The 16,553-nt window shown below is 74.9% G+C and carries 14 protein-coding genes; 4 read left to right on the top strand and 10 right to left on the bottom strand.

Annotation, left to right across the window (positions count from 1 at the left end; all coding sequences use genetic code 11):
- Positions 1-210: 210 nt before the first annotated feature.
- From ACGF5U_RS07695 to ACGF5U_RS07665, 7 genes are all read right to left on the bottom strand, one after another.
- Positions 211-1,725 carry a penicillin-binding transpeptidase domain-containing protein gene (locus tag ACGF5U_RS07695; RefSeq protein ID WP_392711162.1) on the bottom strand — a complete coding sequence of 505 codons (1,515 nt, stop codon included), beginning with the start codon at positions 1,723-1,725 and terminating at the stop codon, positions 211-213.
- Complete coding sequence (locus tag ACGF5U_RS07690) at positions 1,722-3,116, bottom strand: FtsW/RodA/SpoVE family cell cycle protein (protein WP_392711161.1); 1,395 nt, start codon at positions 3,114-3,116, stop codon at positions 1,722-1,724. Before ACGF5U_RS07690 ends, ACGF5U_RS07695 begins: the two co-directional genes overlap by 4 nt.
- A 42-nt stretch (positions 3,117-3,158) precedes the next feature.
- Positions 3,159-4,535 carry an ATP-binding protein gene (locus tag ACGF5U_RS07685; protein ID WP_392711309.1) on the bottom strand — a complete coding sequence of 459 codons (1,377 nt, stop codon included), beginning with the start codon at positions 4,533-4,535 and terminating at the stop codon, positions 3,159-3,161.
- A gap of 128 nt (positions 4,536-4,663) precedes the next feature.
- The gene (locus ACGF5U_RS07680; protein WP_392711159.1) at positions 4,664-5,470 is read right to left on the bottom strand and encodes a hypothetical protein; all 807 of its coding nucleotides are present in this window, start codon (positions 5,468-5,470) and stop codon (positions 4,664-4,666) included.
- A gap of 113 nt (positions 5,471-5,583) precedes the next feature.
- On the bottom strand, positions 5,584-5,886 hold the full coding sequence (locus ACGF5U_RS07675) for a hypothetical protein (RefSeq protein WP_392711158.1): 303 nt from the start codon (positions 5,884-5,886) through the stop codon (positions 5,584-5,586).
- A 142-nt stretch (positions 5,887-6,028) separates the two neighbouring features.
- Positions 6,029-6,280, bottom strand: coding sequence for a zinc-ribbon domain-containing protein (locus tag ACGF5U_RS07670; protein ID WP_392711157.1), 252 nt, complete (start codon positions 6,278-6,280; stop codon positions 6,029-6,031).
- Positions 6,277-8,808: a HEAT repeat domain-containing protein gene (locus ACGF5U_RS07665; RefSeq protein ID WP_392711156.1), complete on the bottom strand. Its 2,532-nt coding sequence runs from the start codon at positions 8,806-8,808 to the stop codon at positions 6,277-6,279. The genes ACGF5U_RS07670 and ACGF5U_RS07665 overlap by 4 nt, the downstream gene beginning before the upstream one ends.
- A gap of 171 nt (positions 8,809-8,979) precedes the next feature.
- Between ACGF5U_RS07665 and ACGF5U_RS07660 the strand changes: the two genes are divergently transcribed.
- A complete protein-coding gene (locus ACGF5U_RS07660) occupies positions 8,980-9,780 on the top strand; it encodes a nuclease-related domain-containing protein (protein WP_392711154.1) in 801 nt (266 codons plus the stop codon).
- Positions 9,781-9,915: 135 nt separating this feature from the next.
- On the opposite strand, the gene ACGF5U_RS07655 is transcribed toward ACGF5U_RS07660, so the two are convergent.
- Together ACGF5U_RS07655 and ligD are read right to left on the bottom strand one after the other, a co-directional pair.
- Positions 9,916-10,827 carry an ATP-dependent DNA ligase gene (locus ACGF5U_RS07655; protein ID WP_392711152.1) on the bottom strand — a complete coding sequence of 304 codons (912 nt, stop codon included), beginning with the start codon at positions 10,825-10,827 and terminating at the stop codon, positions 9,916-9,918.
- Complete coding sequence (ligD, locus tag ACGF5U_RS07650; protein WP_392711150.1) at positions 10,824-11,708, bottom strand: non-homologous end-joining DNA ligase; 885 nt, start codon at positions 11,706-11,708, stop codon at positions 10,824-10,826. Before ligD ends, ACGF5U_RS07655 begins: the two co-directional genes overlap by 4 nt.
- 41 nt (positions 11,709-11,749) lie before the next feature.
- Between ligD and ACGF5U_RS07645 the strand changes: the two genes are divergently transcribed.
- Entirely contained in the window at positions 11,750-12,871 is a 1,122-nt protein-coding gene (locus ACGF5U_RS07645) for a Ku protein (protein ID WP_392711149.1), read from the top strand.
- A 252-nt stretch (positions 12,872-13,123) separates the two neighbouring features.
- Here the strand turns inward: ACGF5U_RS07645 and ACGF5U_RS07640 are convergent, their stop codons facing one another.
- Positions 13,124-13,936, bottom strand: a complete 813-nt coding sequence (locus ACGF5U_RS07640; protein WP_392711148.1) for a DUF2249 domain-containing protein — start codon at positions 13,934-13,936, stop codon at positions 13,124-13,126.
- 71 nt (positions 13,937-14,007) lie between these two features.
- Here ACGF5U_RS07640 and ACGF5U_RS07635 point away from each other — a divergent pair, with 71 nt between their 5' ends.
- Both ACGF5U_RS07635 and ACGF5U_RS07630 read left to right on the top strand, forming a co-directional pair.
- Complete coding sequence (locus ACGF5U_RS07635) at positions 14,008-14,682, top strand: helix-turn-helix transcriptional regulator (RefSeq protein WP_392711147.1); 675 nt, start codon at positions 14,008-14,010, stop codon at positions 14,680-14,682.
- Between the two features lie 341 nt (positions 14,683-15,023).
- Positions 15,024-16,394, top strand: a complete 1,371-nt coding sequence (locus tag ACGF5U_RS07630) for a hypothetical protein (protein WP_392711146.1) — start codon at positions 15,024-15,026, stop codon at positions 16,392-16,394.
- The last annotated feature ends 159 nt before the right edge of the window (positions 16,395-16,553 follow it).

Raw genomic sequence — 16,553 nt, 5'->3', positions numbered from 1 at the left:
TGGGTCCGGTGGGTCCGGTCGGTCCGGAGGTGACGGTGGCTCCGGTGGCTCCGGTGGCTCCGGAAGTGACGGTGGGTCCGGTGGGTCCGGTGGCTCCCGAGGTGACGGTCGGTACGCGGGCCTCGCGGGCTCCGGTGGGTCCGGTGGCGACGTTGGCGACGGTGGCTACGCGGGCTTCGCGGGCTCCGCGGTCCGGTGACCCGCGGGTGGTCAGGACCGGCTGCCGTCCCCGGACGCCAGCGCGGCCTCCATCACCGCCCGCGCGATCGGTGCCGCGCTCCCGCCGCCGCTGATGTCCTCGCGCTTCGCCGACGCGTCCTCCACCACCACCGCCACCGCGACCTCGGGCCGCGCCGACTCCGGGCCCTGCGCCCAGCCGATGAACCAGGCGTACGGCGTGCCCAGGTTGCCGACGCCGTGCTGGGCCGTCCCCGTCTTGCCGCCCACCCGCGCGCCCTCGATGGCGGCGTTGCTGCCGGAGCCCCGCTCCACCACGTCCACCATCAGCCGCCGCAGCGCGGCCGCCGTCGACGGTCTCATCGCCTGCGCGTAGCTGCGCCGCAGCGTCCGCGTCACCGGGCTGCCGCCCGCCGTCGTCGTCCGGTCCACCAGGTACGGGCGGGCCAGCTCACCGCCGTTGGCGACGGCCGACGCGACCATCGCCATCTGGAGCGGGGTCGCCGTCGTGTCGTACTGGCCGATGGACGACAGGGCGAGCTGGTCGACGGTCATGCCGGTGTCGAAGTTGGACACCGCGACCCGCGAGGGAATGCGCAGGCCGGTGTCGTTGAAGCCGAACCTCCGTACCGCGTCGAGCATCCCGGCGAGCCCGACCCTGACCCCCAGATCGGCCATCACCGTGTTGCACGACCAGCGGATGGCGTACGCGAGGGAGGCGCCGCCGCAGCCGGTGGCCTCGTTCGGCAGGGCGGTGCGGGTGCCCGGCAGGACGTACGGGTCGGGGGTGCTCGTCGGCGCGTCCGGGTCCGTGACGAGCCCCGCGTCCAGCGCGGCCGCCGCCGTCACGATCTTGAAGGCGGAGCCGGGCGGATACGTCTGCCGGATGGCCCGGTTGAGCATCGGCCGGCCGGGGGCCGCGTTGAGCCGGGCCCAGGCGCGGGTGACCGCGTCACCGGTGCCGGAGAGCAGGGCGGGGTCGTACGAGGGGCTGGACACCAGCGCGAGGACGCGGCCGCTCGACGGCTCCACGGCGGCGACCGCACCCCGCCGCCCGGCCAGCCCCTCGTACCCGGCGCGCTGCAGTGCGGGACTGATGGTGGTGACGGCGTCGCCGCCGGGCCGGCGCCCACGGCTGAGGTCGTTCCAGAACGGCAGCGGCGCCAGGCTCGGGCTCGTACCGGAGAGCAGGGCGTCCTCGGCGCTCTCGACGAGCGTCGTGCCGTACGTCTGGGAGGCGTAGCCGGTGACCGGCGCGTACAGCGGGCCCTCCGTGTAGGTGCGTTCGTAGCGCAGGGCCTGGCCGGTGTCCCTGGAGCCGGTCACCGGCTCGCCCGCCACCAGGATGTCGCCGCGCGGCTCGGCGTACCGGGTGATGACGATCCGGCGGTTGGCCGGGTTGGCGTCCAGGGACGCCGCCTCGAAGAGCTGGACGCGCGCGGCGTTGACGAGGAGGGCGACGAGGAGCAGCAGGCACAGCGCGGCGGCGCGCCGGATGGTGGCGGTGCCGCCCGTGCGGCCGAAGTCGAGGTCGCGGGGGAGGCTCATCGGGCGCCCTCCGTCGGTACGGGCTCCAGGACCACGGTGTCCACGGCGTCGGGTTCCGGTGCGCGGGCCGAGTCGCTGACCCGGATGAGCAGGGCCACGATGATCCAGTTGGTGACGACGGACGAGCCGCCCTGGGCGAGGAACGGCATCGCCATACCGGTGAGGGGGATCAGCCCCATCACCCCGCCCGCGATCACGAACACCTGGAGGGCCACGATCGACGCGAGCCCGACGGCGAGGAGCCGGCCGAAGGCGTCGCGCAGCGCGAGCCCCGTCCGGTAGCCGCGCGCCACGAGCAGCGCGTACAGGAGGAAGAGCGCCGTCAGCCCGGCCAGCCCCAGCTCCTCGCCGGCCGTCGCCAGGATGAAGTCCGACTTGGCGGCGAACCCGATGAGCACCGAGTGGCCCAGGCCGAGGCCCACGCCGGACATGCCCCCCGCGGCGAACGCGAACAGCGACTGGGCGAGCTGGCCGGGGCCCCGGCCGGCCTCGATCGAGGCGTACGGGTCGAGCCAGTCCTCGACCCGGACGTTCACATGGGGTTCGAGCGAGCCGACGACGAACGCGCCGACGGCGGCCAGCAGCAGGCCCACGGCGATCCAGCCGGTCCTGCCGGTCGCCACGTACAGCATGATCACGAAGAGGCCGAAGAACAGGAGCGACGTCCCGAGGTCCCGCTCCAGGACCAGCACACCCACGCTGACCAGCCAGATCGCCACGATCGGGCCGAGCACCCGGCCGGCCGGCAGCCGCAGCGGTCCGATCCGGCGGCCCGTGTGGGCCAGCGCGGTCCGGTTGGCCGCGAGGTACGCGGCGAAGAACACCGCGAGCAGGATCTTGGCGAACTCGCCCGGCTGGAACGACAGTCCGCCGAGCCGGATCCAGATCTTGGCGCCGTTCACGGCCGGGAAGAAGATCGGTGTGGTCAGCAGGAGCAGCGCGGCGGCGACGGACACGTACGCGTACCGCTGGAGCAGCCGGTGGTCGCGCAGGCACACGACGGCGGCGATGAAGAGCCCGACGCCGAGCGTCGACCACACCAGCTGCGTGGGCGCCGCCCGGTCGCCGGGGGTCTCCAGGTCGAGCCGGTAGATGAGGACGAGCCCGAGACCGTTCAGCAGGACCGCGATCGGCAGGGGGAGCGGGTCGGCGTACGGGGCGCGCAGCCGCACCGCGAGATGGGCGAGGAGCGCGAGGAGGCCGAGCCCGGCGCCGTAGCCGGCGGCGTCGGGCGGTACGGCACCGCTCCGGGCGAGACCGACGGCGACGTAGCCGTAGACGGAGATGAGGACGGCGCAGACGAGCAGCGACAGCTCCACGCCCCGGCGCCTGGCGAGGCGCGGCGTGGCGTGGCGGCCGGGCTGCGAAGGGTCCGGCGTCGTTGCGGTCATGGACCGCAACGTAGCAAGCCAGGAGTTGTATGTCCGTTTATGTCACATTGTGCGGCGGGTGGTGTCCACGTCGGACGCGCCTCCGGGCCTTCCGCCGTGCTCCGCCGCGGCCTCGTCGCCGTCCCTCGCGGCGTCCGTGTGGTCGTACACACAGTCGTCCGTCTGGTCGTCCACACAGTCGTCCGTCAGGTCGATGTACTCCGGCAGCCGCAGCCGTGCCAGGGCGCCACCGTCGGGCGCGTTCGTGAAGTCCAGCTCGGCGCCGATCGCCGCGGCCTGGCCCTTGGCGATCGTCAGCCCCAGCCCGTGCCCCTTGCTGCCGCTCTCCGTACGGAACCGCTGCGGCCCGTGCTCCAGCAGGTACTCCGGATAGCCGGGGCCGTGGTCGCGGACCGTCACCACCGGCCCGTCCACGACCAGTTCGACCGGGGCCCGCCCGTGCCGGTGGGCGTTCGACAGCAGATTGCCCAGGACCCGCTCCAGCCGCCGCCGGTCGGTCTCCACCTGGGCGCCCCGCACGATCCGTACGGTCGTGTCGGTTCCCGACGCGCGGACCACGCGCTCGGCCAGCGGACCCAGCGCGTACACGTCCGGATCGACGGTCTCGCGGCCGGTGTCGAGGCGCGAGATCTCCAGCAGGTCCTCCGTGAGCGCGCGCATCGCCCGCACCCTGTCCTGCACCAGCTCCGATGGCCGGCCGGGCGGCAGCAGTTCGGCGGCCGCCGACAGACCGGTCAGCGGGGTGCGCAGCTCGTGCGCCACGTCCGCCGTGAAGCGCTGCTCGCTCAGCAGCTTGCTCTGCAGCGAGGACGCCATGGTGTCCAGCGCCCCGGAGACCGCGGCCACCTCGTCCTCGGCCCGCGAAGGGTCCTTGGTGCGGGGGTCGTTGACCCGTGCGTCCAGGTCGCCCGCGCTGATCCGCCGCGCCACCTGCGCCGTCAGGTGCAGCCGCCGGGTGACCCGGGTGACCGCGAACGAACCGAACAGCAGGGTCGCCCCGATCGCCAGCACCGACGAGCCGACGATGGCCTGATCCACACCGCTGATCGTCCGGGCGCTCATCGAGTAGTCCACGCGCACCGCCAGCGCCCGGCCGTCCGCAGGGCCCGCCGCCCACATGGTGGGCCGCCCCTCGTGGTCGGCGACGAGCGTGCCGCGGCTGCCCCGCGCCGCCAGGTTCCGCAGCGAGGACGGCAGCCCCTCCGGGTCGACGGCCGCGTACGGGGGCAGCGGCTCGCCCGCCTCGTACGACCGCGTGACGTCCTCCAGCTTGGACAGCGCCTTCTCCCGGGCCGAGTCGACGGTCTGCCGGGTCACGGAGACGTGCACCAGCGCGCCGAGCAGCGCCGCCAGCGCACAGCACATGACGGTGATGAAGACGGCGGCCTTCCACGTCAGGGTCGCGGTCCAGGCGGGCAGCGGCGCCCGGCGCGGCCGCCGGGGGACACGGGGCGTACGGGAGCCACGGGATGCGCGGGAGACACGGGGGACACGGGGTTCGTGGGAGGCGCGGGGGACACGGGGTGCGCGGGACGCGCGGGCGGGGGTCACCGAGGGCTCTCCTGCGGCTCCGGCGACCGTACGGGCGACGGCGCCAGCGACGGGCCCGGCGCGGCCGACGGGCCGGGCGGGGCCGACGGGCCGGGCGGGGACGGGTTGGGTGGGGCCGACGGGCTGGGTGCCGTCGGCTTCACCCGGACGATCTCGTCCCGGGTCGGCAGCATCGTCCGCTGCTGGGCGTCCCACGACCAGGCCGTCCGGTACTCGTAACCTGGAATGCCCGCCGACACGACCCGTACGACCAGGTCCCTGCCCGCCAGTTCCACGCTGACGACCTGGTCGACCGTGGACATGATGCGCGTCAGCCCCCCGCCGTCCGGCATGTAGCAGCGCAGCGCCAACTGCTGGTCGGGCATGGTGATCCCCACCACCAGCTCGTCCTTGCCGTCCCCGGTCAGGTCCCGGTAGTACGGCTTCAGGACCGGACACCGCCGCGGCTCGTCCGCGCACTTCCGGATCCGGTCCGCGGTCTCCTCGTACAGCGCGTCGCCGCCGCTGTACCGGTCGGGGTTGGCCATGACCTCCGCCTGGACGACGGCCACCGGGTCGAGCGCGCGGACGTCGCCGCCCGGCAGGTCGATGCCCGGCACCCGCTCGGTGTCGTTCTCGCCGTAGTCGAACGGCGTCGCGGTGATGGGCGGCAGGTCCGGCCAGAGACGCACGGGACCGACGGCCGTCGGGGTGGCGCCCGCGCTCTTCAGCTCACCCGCGTTGCCGCAGCCCGACAGCGCCGCGGCGACCACCGCGACGGGCATCAGCAGAGCCGCGCGTGCGGCGATGCGGTACGGGCTCACTGTGCTCCTGTGTCGTCGTGGTGGTGCGGGCGGTGGCTGCCGCCGTGCTGGTCCGAGCCCATTTCACCAGGTCGGCAGCGCCATCGACGCTGTCACCGCCGGGCGGGGGCGGTTCAGGTGTCGGTCCGGCCGTGGCTGAGCATCGCGTACCCCATGCCGGCCGCGCCGAGCGTCGCCACGCCCCCGCCCGCGAGCAGCAGCGTCGTACGGTCGCGGGCCGTGCCGATGTCGTGGGCGGTGCGGTCGTCGTAGGCGGTGGCGCCGTCGTGGGCGGCCGGGCCGTCGGCCAGAACGCCGACGGGATCACCGGCGGGATCGTCGGCGAGGGCGGAGGCGGCCGGTGCGAGCAGCGCGCCGCCGAGCGCCACCGTGACGGCGGCACCGCGCAGGAGGCCGCGGCGGCGGTGGATGGTCATGGCGAGAACGCTAGGCGAACGCCGTTGCGGCACCTCATCGGCTGTGTAACAGCCGTCCATAGCTGACCGCACAGTGCTGTTACCGCGCCCGCCGACGAGGCACGCCACCGCGAGTCCGGCGCCCGCGAGTCGCGGCGACGGCCTACCGGCCCGTACGGGCGTCCGGCCGGGCCAGCAGCCGGTCCGCCTGGACCCGGTCGAGCCGCTCCTCCGCACCGCAGAACGTGCACTGCGTGGCGTACTTCGTCGACACCGGGAACAACGGGATGAAGAACAGCGTGAACTTCGTGACGCGCTTGCGCAGCGTGTGGGCGGCGGGGTTGCCGCAGCTGCCGCACACCAGCGTCAGTATCGCGAGCTGGTACAGATAGCCCTTCGTGCCGAAGATGATCACTCGGCGTTCTCCCCTCCGGAGTGGCCCAGCGCCCTTCGGCACAGAGCGAGCAGCTTCTCGTCATGGTGGACGTCATGATCGCCGGAGCTGCCCTCCGACACATTGTGCCGACGCCTGCGCACCAGCTCCGCGCGCAGCAGCGGAGCGGCGGCCGGCGCTGCCGCCGTCCCGAGCTCGGCCAGGCATTCGGCGATCTCCACCCGGCTGTGACGGTTCTCCTTCCACGCGGCCAGCAGCACCGGCAGCGGCTCGCCCGCGTCGCCGGTCACCCGGCACAGCGCCGTCGCCGCGTCGACCCGCAGCCACAGGTCGCGGGCGCCCAGGCCCGCGCGGAGCTCCGGGGCCGCGGCACGGGCCGCCCCGCCGATCGCGCCGACCGCCCACGCAGCGGCCCGCCGGTCATGGGCGTCCGCCACGAGCAGCAGGCTCCGCAGCCGGGGCAGCACGGCACAGGCGTCACCCTCGACGGCCCACAGCGCCCGCGCCGCCGCCGTCACCGTCCCGGCGCGGCCGTCCTCCAGCAGCGCCCGCAGGTCGGGCACCGCCTCCCGGGCCGCGGGCCCGAACGCGGCCACCGCCCGCAGCGCCGACTCGATCACCCACTCGCGGCGGAACGCGGGCGCGCCCCGCAGCACCCGCAGGACCTCCGGAAGCGCCTCGACGGCTCTCAGCCCGGCCAGCGCCAGCAGCAGCGGACCCGCCCTGAAGGCCAGGTCCTCGTCGAGCGGCAGCCGCGCGAGGCGCCGGCGCAGGGCGGGCACGAGCGGCGCGCCGGCCGCCCCCAGGTACGGGACGGCCCGTACGAGCCGGGTGTCGAGCTCCGGCTGCTCCAGGGCGCTCGCCAGCGCGGGCACCGCCCGGGCGTCACCGCACCGGGCCAGGGCCAGCAGCGCGCTGCCCGGACCGGCGGGGCCGCCGCGCCCGCACCCCCGCTCGGGCGCCCAGGGCGCGGGCGCCGCCGCCACCCGCGCGGCCAGCGCGTCGGCCGCCGGGCGGGCCAGCGAGAACAGGCCCTCCAGCCAGGTCGCCGCAGCCTGCCGGAGCCGTGGCTCGGCGTCGTCCAGCTGAGCCCCGACGAGCCGGACCACCTCGTCGTACGCGCCGCGCCAGGTGTGCACGAGGCCACCGCACATCCACACCGCGTCGGCCCGCTGGCCCCAGTCGGGGCTGCGCAGCTGCGCGGTCAGCAGCGCGGTCCTGTCCTCCACCCGGTCGTCGAGGGCGCTGTGCAGCGTACGCAGCAGATCGTCCGCCCAGGCCGCGCTCCGGCCCACGCGCTGTTCCCCCCGCAGCTCCCGCAACTGCCCGACGAGCGTCGGCGTGGCGGGACGGGGCTCCACGGGGTCGGCGAGGTCGCCGAGATCCACCCAGTCGAAGAACTCACCGGCACCGGGCTCGCCGGGCAGCCGTCCCGACCCGCCGCCGAGTCCCACACCGATCTCCGGTCCGGCACCGCGCCCGTACCCCGATCCGCCGGGCCCCGATCCGTACCCGGGCCCCGATCCGTACCCGGGCCCCGATCCGTACCCGGGCCCCACCCCGTACCCGGTGCCCGCCCCGTACTCCGTTCCGCCGTACCCCGCTCCGCCGGACCCCGATACCGACCCCGACCCCGACCCCGAATCGGATCCCGGCCCCCAACCACCCCCGCCTCCGTACCCGGAGCCGTACCCCGACCCGTATCCGGAGCCGGACCCCGCCCCGGGCCCCCATCCGTCGGTGTCGTCGCCCGCTCCCGTCCCCCAGCCGCCCGAGGAGCCCCTCAGGGCGACCGGTCCGGTGGCGTGGGGCCCCGTCCGCAACTCCTCCAGCAGCCGCGTCACCGTCGCGACGACATCCGAGGGGAGCCGCCCGGGGGCGCACCGGGCGAGCTGCGCGAGCGCGGCGAGCCGGAGCCCCGGGTCCTGGGCCGCGCCCGTGAGCCAGCCGAGCCAGCCCACCGTCTCGTCGCGCAACGACTCGTACCGCAGCGCGATCCGGCCGACGGCCTCGACCAGCGCCAGCCGCACCTCCGTGTCCGTCTCGACCGTCAGCCGCTCCCGCAGCAGCTCCAGCACCCGCGCCGGGTCGCCGTGGAGCGAGGCGAGCGCGCCCGGGGCCGCGAGCCGCACCTCCGCGTCGTCGTCCTGGATCAGCGCGACGAACACGTCCGCGCCCGCGGCGATGGCGGCGGCCGCCATCGCGTAGTTCGCCGCGTCCTCGAACTCCTCGTCGTCCGGGTCGAGTTCCTGCAACTCGTCGTCGCCGTTCAGGTCGATGCCGCCGATGCTGGCCAGCAGCTCCACGATGCAGCCGCGGTCCTGGACGTCCGGCGCCGCCACGAGCTCCAGCAGGAACGGAATGCACGCGAGCGTCGAGTCGTACACATCCCCCTGGTGGTGCACCGTGCCGTACATCCCGTCCAGCGCCGTCTCGCGCTCCGCCGGATCCGTGGAGGCGAGCCCGCGCAGCAGTGCGGGAACGTCGTCGGCCGGACCGTAGGCATGACTCAGCGAGGCCCAGTCGACCTCGTCGATCCCCGTGAACATGCCCTTCCCTCCCCGTCAACACTGCACTTGGGGGCAATAGTGCACCACACGCCCGACGCCGATGACCCGGCAATCGGACACGCCTTGGACACGTATCGCCCTCCTCTTGCCTGCCCGCTTATTGCCCGCTCAGGCTCCGGACTGCTCCCATGGGCGTGGGGGTGATGGGGCATGACCGGATTACGCGTCATACCGGCCCGTACACGGGGCGGGGACCGGATCTACGTCAGCCTCCCGGACGGCCGTTCGATCGCCTGGTACGACCGCGAGAGCGGCCGGATCAACCTGTTGGCGCGGGAGTACGAACGCGCTGTCGTCCAGGCGCTGGCGCCCTACGTCACGGGAGAGCCGACCGTGGGCCCGCCGCCCGTTCCGACCAGGTCCGAGCTGGCCCGTCTCGCGCTCCACCCCGATGACGACCTGGCGCCGAACCGGCCGGGCGAGGCGCTGCTGGCGGCACCGGCCGCCGGAGGCCGCCGGGCGCGCCACCGCCGCCGGTCCGACGCCGCCGACCTGGCCGCCCAGCAGCGGGTGGGCGACGCCCTCGACCGGCTGGACGGCGCGGGCTGGCGGATCCTGCACTGCCTGCCCCTGCCGGGCGCCGCGCGCATCCACCACCTGGCCATCGGCCCCGGCGGGGTCCTGGTCGTCCGCACCGTCGCGGCGGGCGGGCGCCGGGTCGGGATCGACGACCCCATGGTGGCCGTCGGCCGGGCGGAGCCGCGCCCCGAACTGCGCCGCCTGCGCCACACGGCGGAACGCGCGGGCCACGCCCTGGCGACGGCGGTACGCCCGCTGCTCGCGGTCGCCGACCCGAAGAGGCTCCCCGTGCCGCCCGGCCTCCAGGACGTCCGGGTCGTACGGGACGACCAGATCCCGGCGCTGGCCCGGCTCGGCGGCGTACTGAAACCTGCGGAGGTGGAGGCGCTGTACGCGACGGCGAGGGACCGCGGGACCTGGCGCCGCACGTGACACCGCGGGACGGTGACACCTCAGGGCCTCAGGGCCTCAGGGCCGCAGGTCCGGGGGATCGGGGGACCTGGTGACCTGGGGACAGCGGTAGCGCGCCGCGTGCCTGGGGACAGCGGTGCCGGTGGCGCGTGACGCCTATTCGCCCACGTCACGGAGGCGGAGGACGGTGGTGACCGTGTGCCGGGTGGTGCCCTGGGACACCTCGGCGCGTAGCCGCGCGGGCACGGCGCGGTAGGGGACATCGCCCAGCCCGACGGCCATCGCGGTGCCGCCGTCGTCGTCGGCCGGCAGGGCGCGGAGCGCGGTGCCGGCACGGGCCCGCAGGGCGGGCAGCAGGGGGCTGGAAACGATCGGTGTGTCGTCGTCGGGGAGGACGAGGACGAGCGCGGTGGGCCGTTCCCGGGGCCCGGTGAACCCGACGACGACGGCGTCGCGGGTGTCGGTGTGCCGCAGCTTGCGCCACGCGCGCGTGCCCGCCCGGTAGGACTGGTCGAGCCGCTTGACGACGAGCCCCTCGATACCGGCGGCGGTCAGGGTCTCGAACCACTCGGCCGCGACGTCCGGGTCGGTGGTCATGGGCACGGCCTGGAGGGGCGGGCCGAGGTCGCCGAGCAGGTCCACGAGCCGGCGGCGCCGTTCCGCGTACGGCCGGAGCCGCAGGTCACGGCCGTCGGCGGCGAGGACGTCGAAGGCGGCGTACGAGGCGGGCAGTCGGCGCGCGAGGGCCGGCGCCCGGCCGGGCGTGGCGGCGGCGCGGCCCTGGACGGCGGCGAAGTCGACGCGGCCGCCGGACCAGACGACGACCTCGCCGTCGAGGACGGTGCCGTCCGGCAGGGTGAGGGCGGCCTCGGCGAGGTCGGGGAAGGCGGCGGTCACGATCCGCCCTGATCTCGCCTGGAGCAGGACGCCGTCGCCGCGCCGGAAGAGCACCATGCGATGGCCGTCGAACTTGGGTTCGTAGGCGAGGCCGGCCTCGCGCGGCAGCCGGTCCACGTTCTCGGCGAGCGCGACACGGAAGGGCGGCGAGAGCGGGGGGAGCGGGGTCACGGCACGCGGCCCGCCTCGCTGTGGTCGACCAGGGGGAGCAGGAGGTCGCCGTACCGCTGGAGCCTGGGCGCGATGTCGTCCAGGAGGAACTCGAGCTGTTCGGGGCTCCCGCACGCCTCGACCTCGTCCCAGGTCACCGGAGTGGAGGCGGTGGGCCGGGGGCGGGCCCGCAGTGTGTAGGGGGCGGCCGTCGTCTTCGCGGCCGCGTTCTGGCTGTGGTCCACGAAGATCTTCCCTGGCCGCAGGGCCTTGGCCATCCGGTGGACGACCAGCCTCGGCAGCTCCGCCTCCGCCTCGACGGCGAGCCGCTTGGCGTACGTGGACACGTCGTCCGACGGCGTGGGCTCCAGGGCCGCGTACAGGTGGAGCCCCTTGGCGCCGGAGGTCTTGGCGTACGCGTGGAGCCCGTCGGCGGCCAGCCGCTCGCGCAGCCAGAGGGCGACGCGGCAGCACTCGACGACGGTCGCGGGCGCGCCGGGGTCGAGGTCGAACACGAGCCGGTCGGCGACGGCGGGCGCCTCGCCGAGCCACTGCGGGGTGTGGAACTCCACCACCAGGTTCGCCGCCCACATGAGTGAGGGGAGGTCCCCGACCGTCACCTGCCGGGCTCCGGGTTCGTCCGAACGGGGCACGGGGACGGTGGTCACCCAGTCGGGGGTGCCGGGGGGCGGGTTCTTGGTGAAGAAGAGCTGCCCGGCGGGGCCGTCCGGGTAGCGCAGGAAGGACAGCGGCCGCCCCCGCAGATGCGGCAGCAGCGCGTCGGCGACGATCGCGTAGTAGTGCAGGATCTCGCCCTTGGTCGTGCCGGTGTCGGCATGGATGACCTTGTCCAGGTTGCTGAGCGGGATGCGCCGCCCCTCCACCTCCGTGATCGGCGTCATACGATGAGAATCCCACGATTTCGGTACGAAAGGGATGAAACGTGCGATCCATATGGAACGGCGCTATCTCATTCGGCCTGGTCAGCATCCCCATCAAGCTGGTGAACGCGACCGAGAACCGGTCCGTCTCCTTCCGTCAGATCCACACCCAGGACGGCGGACGGATCCGCTACCGCAAGGTGTGCGAGCTGGACGGCGAGGAGGTCCAGCAGGCGGAGATCGGCAAGGCGTACGAGGAGCCGGACGGGACGATGATCCCGATCACCGACGAGGACCTCGCCGCGCTCCCGCTGCCCACCGCCAAGACGATCGAGATCGTCTCCTTCGTACCGGCTTCCGAGATCGACCCGCTGCAGATGGACGCGGCGTACTACCTCCAGGCGAACGGCGTCCCCGCCGCGAAGCCGTACACCCTCCTCCGCGAGGCGCTCAAGCGCAGCGAGCGCGTCGCGATCGCCAAGTTCGCCCTGCGCGGCCGGGAGCGGCTCGGGATGCTGCGGGTCGTGGACGACGTGATCGCCATGCACGGCCTGCTGTGGCCGGACGAGATCCGCACCCCCGAGGGCGTGGCCCCGGACACCTCCGTGACGGTCAGGGACGCCGAACTCGACCTGGCGGACGCGCTGATGGACACCCTGGGCGAGGTGGACATCGCCACCCTCCACGACGACTACCGGGCGGCGGTGGAGGAGATGATCGCCGCCAAGGCCGAGGGCGTGGAAGCCCCCACCAGCCCGGCCCCGGAGGGACGCGCCCAGGTCATCGACCTGATGGCCGCCCTGGAGACCAGCGTCCGCGCCGCCCGCGAGGCCCGCGGCGAAGGGGAGCGGGGCGAGCGGGTCGCCGAGGCGACGGTCACCGAACTCCCACCCCGCAAGAAGCCCCCACGAGCGGCCGCGGCCCCCAAGGAGACCGGCGCGAAGAAGTCCACCGCCAGATCGGCCGGCGCGACCGCCAAGAAGGAGCCCAGCCGCAAGACCACGTCGAAGGCGGCGACCGCCGGGAAGACGGCGACGAAGAAGACGCCGGCCAAGACGACCGCCAAGACGACTGCCAAGACGCCGGCCAAGACGACCGCAAAGACGACCGCAAAGACGACCGCAAAGACGACCGCAAAGAAGACGACGGCCAAGAAGGTCACCCCGCGCAAGCGCTCCGCCTGACCGCCCGATCTGACCGAAAACCGCCCCCTCGGCCGGCACCGCTGTTACCGCGGGTCTTCGATGTCCCGTGCCACTCCGCGGGCTTGAGGAGGATCACGCGTCTTCCGGGAGGGGCGCGTCCTCCGGAAGGTCGCGCCCCGTGGGTCGACGCTGGTTCCGTCGGCGCCGGCGGCCGAGCTGGTCCGGTGTGCGCGGCGAGAGGAGACCGCCGTATCAGGGGCGCCCGCGGGCCGCGTCCCGGCCCCGCCGCGGTCAGCGGTGGGCGAGCAGCAGGCGCCAGGCTTCGGGGCCGCGCTGCAGGTATTCGACCGCGAACACGCCGGGGTGCCGGTCCTCGATCTGGGCCAGCAGGGGCAGCGGGTCGTGCGGCGCCACCAGGACCATCGCCCGCCCGGAGGGCACGGCGGCGATCGCGCCGAACACCGTGGCGTGGCGCAGCGAGTGCGGCACCTCCCGCACGTCGAGCTCGGGCACATCGGCGTCGTCCGAGCCGCCGCAGCCGCAGGCGCCGCCGCACCCGCCGCCGGACTCGGCCGCGACCCCGCCACCGGACTCGGCGACCACATCGGCGCCGCCGTGGTCATGGCCGAGGAGCTCGTGCATCCCGGCGAGCAGCCCGGCGAGGGAGATGTCCGGGGATCCGGCGAGCAGCGGCAGGATCAGGGTGTTCTCCTTCTCCACGTGCTCCTCGAACAGCACATGGAGTGCCTGGCCGTCGGCCGCCGCCTGCACGGCGGAGCCTGCGCCGCGCAGCCGGTCGACGAGCGCGACGAGCCTGCGGTGCTCGGCGAGCATGCCGTCGACGAGGAGCCGCGCGGCGGGCAGGTCACGGGCGGCGGGGTAGAGGGCGTCCTCCTCGGCGGCCGCGTGCGGGACGAGGTCCCGGTCGCAGAAGTCGACCAGTCCGGCACGGACCCCGTCGACTGTGGCGGGGTCGCGCTCCGCCGCCGCGACCAGCATGGCGACCCGCCCGGCCAGCTCACCCGCCAGCTGCGTGTGATGCGCTTCGACGGCTTCTGCGGCAGCCGCGTCCTGGGGGTCCGATGCGATGGTGAGCGTGCTCATGGGGTCGTCCTTCCAGCAGTCGCCGGCCCGTCCCTGTCGGCTCGGGCCGATGCACGCAATATAGTACGGACATGACCGTGGAAAATAACGGACCGCTCCCCGGCAGTGGATCGAACCGTGTGCCGCTGTCCCGGCAGCGCAGCGGCGTCCTGCAGCAGCTGCGCGGCCAGGCGGCCCCCGTGACCGCCGCCGCCCTCGCGCGGGTGTGCGCGCTGCACGTCAACACCGTCCGTGAACACCTGGACGCCCTGGTGGACGACGGTCTCGCCGTACGCGAACGATCCGCCCCCTCGGGGCGCGGCCGACCCGCCTGGCGCTACCGGGCCCGCCCCCCGCAGGAGTCCCCGGCGCGGGAGTACGCGGGGCTCGCCGCCGTGCTCGCCGCGCAGATCGCCCGCTCCAGCGCCGACCCGCGCCGGGACGCCCTCGCCGCGGGCGAGCACTGGGGGCGCGTCCTGACCGCCGGACAGGAACCGGCGGCGGACCCGGAGCAGGCGCGTACGCGGTTGCTGCGCCTCCTTGAGGAGATCGGCTTCGCGCCGGAGGCGGACGCCCGGGTACGCCGGGTACGGCTGCTGCGCTGCCCCTTCGTCGAGGCGGCCCGCGAGCACCCCGGCGTCATCTGCGGCGTCCACGAAGGGCTGGCCCGGGCCGGCCTCGCCGCGCTGGGCGGGACACCGCAGGAGGTCGAGCTGCTCCCGTTCGCCGACCCGGACGCCTGCCGGCTCCACCTGGACGCCCGGTGAGGCCGCCCGCCGACGGAGGCGCGGGCGCACGACAGGCGGCGACGGGACGCGCGGGCACCGAACGCACGGGCGACCAACGCCCAGGCGCCGAAAGCGGGGGCGACCAACGGCCAGGCGCCCGAAGCGCGGGTGCCGAGCACGCGGACGCCCACAGCCCAGGCGCCCGAAGCGCGGGCACCCCACGCGCGGACGCCCACAGCCCAGGCGCCCGAAGCGCGGGTGCCCACAGCCCAGGCGCCCAAAGCCCAGGCACCCAACGCGCGGGCTACCAACGGTCAGGCGAACGGCGGCCAGGCGTACGGCGACCAGGCGTGCGAGGGGCGGACGCCCACCGCGCGGGCATGCGACGCGCGCCCCTCCTCCTGGCCGCCGGTCTCTGCCTGCTCGCCGGCCTCGACGCGGCCCTCGTGCTGCTCGAACTCCCCGCCCCGGTCACCAGCGAGCAACTCCCCAAGGTCCACGGGGTGCTGCTGGTCCTGGGCTTCGCCGGCACACTGGTCGCGCTGGAACGCGCGGTCGCACTGGGCGGCCGCTGGCCCTACCTCGCCCCCGCCTTCCTCGGCGCCGGGGGCCTACTCCTGCTCACGGCGGTCCACCCGGCCATCCCCCGGCTGCTCCTCGTCACCGGCTGCGCCACCCTGACCTTCCTGTACGTGCGCTTCTGGCGCCGACAGCCGAGCGCCGCCCTCGTCGCCCAGGCCGCGGGCGCCGTGACGGCCCTCGGCGCGGCACTGCTGTGGCTGGGCGGCCTCGACATCCCGCGCATGTTGCCCTGGCTGGTCGCGTTCCTCGTCCTGACCATCGCGGGGGAGCGGCTGGAGCTCGCCCGGGTCGGCGCCCTGGCACCCACGGCGGAACGGACCTTCCTGTGGTGCGTCGGTGCCGTCGTCACCGGTGTCGTCGCCACCCTGATGTGGCCCGCGACGGGCACCCTGCTCCTCGGCGCCGCCCTGCTCGCCCTGGTCGCCTGGCTCGTCGTACACGATGTCGCCCGCCGCCTGCTGCGCGCCACCGGGCTGCCCCGCTTCACCGCGGCCTGCCTGCTCGGCGGCTACGCGTGGCTGGGCCTCGCCGGCACCCTGTGGCTGCTGACCGGCCCGGTCACCGACGGGCCCCGCTACGACGCGGTGGTGCACGCGGTCTTCCTGGGCTTCGTCATGTCGATGATCATGGCGCACGCCCCGGTGATCCTGCCCGCCGTACTGCGCCGCCCGCTGCCGTACCACCCGGTGATGGCGGCTGCGGCCTGGCTGCTGCACCTCTCCTTGCTCCTGCGGGTGGTGGTCGGCGACCTCCGCGACATGCCGGGCGCGTGGCAGGTCGGGGGAGCGCTGAACATCGCCGCCGTCCTGCTGTTCGTCCTGACGGCGGCGGCCTCGTCGGCGACCGCCGGCCGTACGAGGCAGTCCGCCGCCCGTGAAGGGTCACCCACCGGCAGCACGCCGCCCGCCACAGCCGACACGCCACCGCCCGCCACAACCGACACGCCACCGGCCGCCGCGAGCAAACCACCGGCCGCCGCGAGTAAACCGCTCGCCCCCGACGACACATCACCAGCCCCCGCCGGCAAACCACCGGCCCCCGCCAGCAAACCACCGGCCTCCGCCAGCAAACCACCAGCCTCCGCCGCCAAGCCACCAGCCTCCGCCCGCAAACCGCCGGTCTCCACCCGCAAACCGCCCGCCCCCGACAACCCGAGGAACCCCCGGTGACCACGCACCTGCCTCCGCCTCCGGCGAGCGATCCCACCCCGACGCCGGGTCCGACGCCGGGTCCGACGCCGGACCAGGGGCCGGACCAGGGGCCGGGTCCTACGCCAGGCCCGGGTCCGGGGCCGAGGCCGCCTGGGCGTTCCCCGCGCACTCTGTGGC

The sequence above is a fragment of the Streptomyces sp. NPDC047886 genome, from assembly GCF_043204435.1.
Classification (GTDB): Bacteria; Actinomycetota; Actinomycetes; order Streptomycetales; family Streptomycetaceae; genus Streptomyces.
The sequence above is the reverse complement of the archived record's forward strand: the minus strand, read 5'-3'. Positions and strand labels throughout refer to the sequence as shown.